Source organism: Nocardioides sp. NPDC051685 (genome assembly GCF_044453405.1).
Lineage (GTDB): Bacteria > Actinomycetota > Actinomycetes > Propionibacteriales > Nocardioidaceae > Nocardioides.
Genome location: NZ_JBITCR010000014.1, coordinates 137,357 through 143,356, shown reverse-complemented (window position 1 = coordinate 143,356; position 6,000 = coordinate 137,357). Strand labels below are relative to the sequence as shown.

Genomic DNA, 6,000 nt, shown 5'->3' with positions numbered 1-6,000 from the left:
GCCCCACAACCCCCGAACCGTCACCCAAGTCCTGACACATCAACCGTCACCGATGTCCTGACGCAGAACTGTCACCGGAGTCCTGAGACATCACAGGAGTGACGCCTCGGCGACCTTGCTCTGTTCGAACAAATGTTCGATACTCATTGAGTGGGAGTGGTAGCGGGGATCGAACGACACCAGAAGCTGGCTCAGATCGAGCAGCTTCGGTCCAAGGTGCGGCGGCTGGAGCAGAAGCCGGGCATGGGGGCGGAGCTGGCGACGCACGAGGCGCTGGGTGGGGTGGTGCAGCTGCGGGCAGGTGGGACGTACGCGGCCGACTCGCTGTCGCTGGCGATGCTGCTGCTCGCGGGACCGTCGGGGGCGGGGGAGTGGACCGCGGTCGTCGGGATCGAGGACTTCGGCGCCGAGGCGGCGGCCGAGGCGGGGGTCGACCTGGAGCGGACCATCCTGGTGCCGCGACCCCAGGACTCCTGGCTGGAGGCGACCGCGGCGCTGGTCGATGTGACCACGCTGGTGCTGGTCCGGCCGACCGGTCGGGTGACCCCGAGCGTCGCCGAGAAGATCGGCGCCCGGCTGCGCACCCGCGGCGCCGCGCTGGTCGCGCTGGGGGAGTGGCCGAGAGCAGACGTACGTCTCCGGGCGACCGAGCCGCGCTGGGTCGGTCTGGGCAACGGCGACGGCCATCTCCGGGCGAGACGGATGGTGGTCGAGGCGGTGCGCGGGACGGCTCCGCCGCGGCGTACGGCGCTCTGGTTCCCGGCCGAGGACGGCGGTCTGCGGCGCGTCCTGGAGCCCGTCGCGGACCTCGCTGACCTGCGGAAACAGGAGTCCGCATGAGCCGCACGATGGTGGTCTGGTGCGCCGACTGGCCGGTCGCCGCGGCGCTGGGTGAGCAGGGGCTGCCGCGGCACCTGCCGGCGGCCGTGTTCGCGCAGAACCGGGTCCAGGCCTCCAACCAGGCGGCGCGAGAGTTCGGGATCAAGCGCGGGATGCGGCGCCGCGACGCGCAGTCGCGCTGCCCCGAGGTGCAGGTGCTCGCCGCCGACGACGCCCGCGACGCGCGGGTGTTCGAGGAGGTGCTGGCGCGCCTGGAGGAGCTGCGCCCCGGCGTCATGCCGCTGCGCCCCGGGCTGGTCGCGCTGCGCTCGCCGGCACGCTTCTACGGCGGCGAGGCCGAGGCCGGCGCGGCGATCGCCGAGTGCGTGGTCGGGCTGGGGATCTGGGACGTACGGATCGGCATCGCCGACGAGCTCTTCACCGCCGAGCAGGCCGCGCGGAGCGCCGGGCTGCAGGAGACGTACGCCGTCCCGGCCGACGGCGGCTCGACCGCGTTCCTGCGCGCCCTGCCGGTCCACGTCCTCGAGGACGCCAACGCGGTCAGCCTGCTGCAACGTCTCGGCCTGACCACGCTCGGCGGCCTCGCCGACCTGCCCGGCGCCGACGTCAAGGCGCGCTTCGGGGCGCAGGCCGCCTGGGTCCGCCGGGTGATCCACGGTGAGGGTGCGCGGCCGGTGACCGGGCGTACGCCACCGCCCGAGCTCACCACCGAGGTCGCCTTCGAGCCGCCGCTCGACTCCGCCGAGGCCGTCTGCTTCTCGGCACGACAGGCGGCGGAGGGGTTCGTGAAGGGCTTGGCGACGCGTCAGGAGGTCTGCACCGAGGTGCGGATCGAGGTCGCGATGGAGGACGTCGTGGACTCCTGCCGCACCTGGGCGCACCCGCGCTGGTTCTCTGCCGTCGATCTCATCGACCGGCTGCACTGGCAGCTGGTCGGCGCGGTCTCGGGCGGACGCGGAGGAGCGGTGACCCGGGTCCGCTTCGTCCCCGAGGTCGCCGTCCCCGAGGCGGTCCACGCCGACGGCCTCTGGGGCGGCACGGACGAGCGCGTCGACCGCGGCATCGCCCGGGTGCAGGGGCTGCTCGGCCACGAGGCCGTCGTCGCCCCGGTGCTGCAGGGCGGCCGGAGCCCGCGCGACCGGCAGGCGTACGTCCCCTGGGGCGACCGCCCCACCACTCTCCGCGACCGCGCGCTGCCGTGGCCGGGCTCGATCCCGCCGCCGGCCCCGGCCCGGGTGCTCGCCGATCCGTGGCCGGCGGAGGTCTGCGACCAGGCCGGACGGCAGGTGGTGGTGCTCCCGCGCGGTGGAGTCTCCGGTGACCCCGTCCGCTACCGGCCCTCGGCGGGCCAGCCCTGGCAGCGGGTCGCCTCCTGGGCCGGTCCGTGGCCGGTCACCGAGGCATGGTGGGAGCCCGGGGGCGGGCGGCGGGTCGCCCGCTTCCAGCTCGTCGGGGTCGACGGCCGCGCCTGGCTGGCCACCTTCGACACCGATCACTGGCTCACGGAGGCGTCCTATGACTGAGCGGCTGTGTGCTCCTTCATCAAGGTATGCAGGTGAACAAACACATCCCTCGCGGAACTCCGCCGGGGATGTGAGCCTTCGGCTGCATACCTTGATGGAGGTCCGAGGTGCCTGATGGGCTGGAACAACCCCGAGATCCCGTGGAAGGAGCTGGAGCGGCGGCTCTCGGGCCGTCCGCCGAGCGACCCCTACGGTGACGCCCCGATCTCCCGGCGCAAGAAGCGGCTGACCGAGGAGGAGGTGCGCGGGCCGGAGGGCCCGGTGGTGCCGTACGCCGAGCTCCACGCCCACTCCGACTTCTCCTTCCTCGATGGAGCGAGCTCACCCTCGGCACTGGTCGCCGAGGCGATCCGGCAGGGGCTGCGCGGGATCGCGATCACCGACCACGACGGGTTCTACGGTGCCCCGGCCTTCGCCGAGGCGGCTACGACGCTGGGTCCAGTCGGCGAGAGCGACCGGTTGCTGACCGTCTACGGCGCCGAGCTGTCTCTGGGCCTGACCAAGCCGCAGAACGGGATCGCCGACCCCGAGGGCAGCCATCTCCTGGTGCTGGCCCGGGGAGTCGCGGGCTACCGGCAGCTGGCCGGCGCGATCACCGAGGCGCAGTTGCGCGGCGACGAGAAGGGCCGGCCCGCCTACGACCTCGACGAGCTCGCCGACCGGGCTCGGGCCGGCAACTGGCTGATCCTGACCGGGTGTCGCAAAGGCGAGGTGCGCCAGGCTCTCACGACCACCGGCCCGATCGCCGCGGCCCGGGCGCTGCGGGGTCTCGTCGATCGGTTCGGCAAGGACAACGTCGTCGTCGAGCTGACCGACCGCGGCCACCCGACCGACTCCTACGACAACGACCTGCTCGCCGGCATCGCCCGCGAGGCCGGTCTCCCGACGGTCGCCACCAACAACGTCCACTACGCCACGCCCGACCGGCACCGGGTGGCCGACGCGCTCGCGGCGGTCCGCGCGCGCCGCACCCTGAGCGACATCGCCGGCTGGCTCCCGGCCGGGCCGGTGGCGTACGTCAGGTCGGGGGAGGAGATGGAACAGCTCTTCCGGCGCTACCCGGGCGCGGTGGCACGCAGCGTCGAGATCGCCGAGGAGTGCGCCTTCGACCTGCGCAAGGCCACCCCGAAGCTGCCCAAGCGCGGGATCCCCGAGGGCGAGACCGCCGCGAGCCGGCTGCGACACCTGATCGAGGAGGGCTTCGAGGAACGCTATGCGCAGGCGTACGCCACCGACCCGGAGTTCGTCGAGAAGGCCCGTCAGCGCGTGGAGCACGAGCTCGACGTCATCGAGAGCAAGGACTTCCCGGGCTACTTCGTGATCGTGCACGACATCGTCGAGTTCGCTCGTGGGGAGGGGATTCTCTGCCAGGGGCGAGGATCGGCGGCCGCCTCCGCGGTCTGCTACGCGCTCGGGATCACCGCGATCGACCCGGTCTTCTACGAGCTTCCGTTCGAGCGGTTCATCTCCGTGCATCGTGAGGAGGAGCCCGACATCGACGTCGACTTCGACTCCGACAAGCGCGAGAAGGTGATCCAGTGGGTCTACGACACCTACGGCCGCCGTAATGCCGCGCAGGTCGCCAACATCGTCGGCTACCGGCCGAAGATGGCGGTCCGGGACGCCGCCAAGGCGCTCGGCCACAGCCCCGGGCAGCAGGACGCCTGGTCGAAGCACGTCGGCTACTCACGCGTCGAGGCGCCCGACGACGTGGGCATCCCCGCGCCCGTCCTGGCGCTGGCCGCCGAGATCCATGGAGCCCCGCGCCATCTCGGCATCCACTCCGGCGGGATGGTGCTGACCGAGGAGCCGATCGGGGAGGTGGTGCCGATCGAGCGGGCGCGGATGGAGAAGCGCACCGTGATCCAGTGGGACAAGGACGCCGCCGAATACATGGGCCTGGTGAAGTTCGACCTGCTCGGGCTCGGGATGCTGGCGGCCCTCGACCACATGATGCATCTGGCTGCGGAGCACCTGGGGGAGGGCTGGACCCTGGCGACCATCCCCAAGGAGGAGCCGGCGGTCTACGACATGCTCTGCCGGGCCGACTCGATCGGGGTCTTCCAGGTCGAGTCGCGCGCGCAGATCGGCACCCTGCCGCGCCTGCAGCCACGCTGCTTCTACGACCTGGCCATCGAGATCGCGCTCATCCGGCCCGGCCCGGTGCAGGGTGGAGCGGTCCATCCCTACGTACGCCGGGCCACCGGGCGCGAACCCGTCAGCTACTCCCACGAGCTGCTGATCCCGGTGCTGAAGCGGACCCGCGGGGTGCCGCTGTTCCAGGAGCAGCTCATGGAGATGGGCCGGGTGCTCGGCGACTTCTCGCACGACGACGCCGACCTGCTGCGCCGGGCGATGGGCTCCAAGCGCGGCGTCGAGCGCATCGACTCGCTCAAGGAAAAGCTCTACCGGGGCATGCGCGCCAAGGGGATGACCGAGCAGACCGCCAAGGCGGTCTACACCCAGATCCTCTCCTTCGCGAACTTCGGTTTCGCCGAGTCCCACGCGCTCAGCTTCGCCAAGCTCGTCTACGCCTCGTCGTGGTTCAAGCTCCACTACCCGGCCGCGTTCCTGGCCGGCCTGCTCCGCGCCCAGCCGATGGGCTTCTACTCACCGCAGTCGCTGACCCAGGACGCCCGCCGCCACGGAGTGGAGGTACGCCGTCCCGACCTCGTCCGCAGCCAGGCCGCCGCCGACCTGGAGCCGCTCGACGACGACGTGTCACCGACGGGGAAGGACGACTGCCGGCTGGACGGGACCCGGACCGAGTGGGTGCCGGGCACCCCCGACCCCACCCCGGAGCACCGCCGCGACGCCAACTTCGCGGTGCGGCTGGGCCTGGATTCCGTACGCGGCATCGGCAAGGACGTCGCCGAGCGGATCGTGAAGGCCCGGTCCGAGGCGCCGTTCAAGGACTCCCTGGATCTGTCGAGACGTGCCGGTCTGGAACGGGCCCAGCTCGAGGCGTTGGCCACCGCTGGATGTTTGGAGGTGTTCACATCGAGCCGTCGCCAGGCGCTGTGGCAGGCGGGCTGGACCGAGACCGAGGACCAGCTCGAAGGGGTACGGTTCACCGCCGAGACGCCCGCGCTGCCCGGCCTCGACCCGGTCGAGGAGACCCTCGCCGACCTCTGGGCGACCGGGGTGACTCCCGGCAGCCACCCCTTTGCCCACCTCCGGGCCGGCCTGACCGCAGCGGGGCTCCCGAAGATCAGCGACCTCCCCACCGCGGAGCCCGGCCGGCGCATCACCGTCGCCGGCCTGGTCACCCACCGTCAGCGCCCCGGGACCGCGGGCGGCGTCACCTTCATCAACCTCGAGGACGAGACCGGCATGCTCAACGTCGTCTGCTCCGCCGGCCTGTGGAGGAAGCACCGCAAGATCGCCGTCTCCACCTCGGTGATGCTCATCCGCGGCATCCTCGAGCGCAACGACGGCGTGACCAACCTCGTCGCCGACCGGCTCGCCCCGCTCGAGGAGATCCACCCCGAGGCCGCCAAGGCCATCGCCGCCCGCCACCGCTCCCGCGACTTCCACTGAGGCCCCAACCGCCGAGTCCGCAGAAATGGCGGGCCGACTCTGTAGAAGTGGGCGACGAAAGTAGAGACTCGTCGCCCACAACCGCAGACTCGACCGC

At 72.0% G+C, this 6,000-nt stretch carries 3 protein-coding genes; all 3 read left to right on the top strand.

Features of this window, described 5'->3' with window-relative positions:
- Window positions 1-150 precede the first annotated feature (150 nt).
- The 3 genes from ACIA03_RS27235 (at window position 151) to ACIA03_RS27225 (ending at window position 5,903) form a co-directional block, all read left to right on the top strand.
- Entirely contained in the window at window positions 151-840 is a 690-nt protein-coding gene (locus ACIA03_RS27235; protein ID WP_396988456.1) for a hypothetical protein, read from the top strand.
- A complete protein-coding gene (locus ACIA03_RS27230) occupies window positions 837-2,363 on the top strand; it encodes a DNA polymerase Y family protein (RefSeq protein WP_396988454.1) in 1,527 nt (508 codons plus the stop codon). Before ACIA03_RS27235 ends, ACIA03_RS27230 begins: the two co-directional genes overlap by 4 nt.
- A gap of 114 nt (window positions 2,364-2,477) precedes the next feature.
- The gene (locus ACIA03_RS27225; protein ID WP_396988452.1) at window positions 2,478-5,903 is read left to right on the top strand and encodes an error-prone DNA polymerase; all 3,426 of its coding nucleotides are present in this window, start codon (window positions 2,478-2,480) and stop codon (window positions 5,901-5,903) included.
- Window positions 5,904-6,000: the final 97 nt, after the last annotated feature.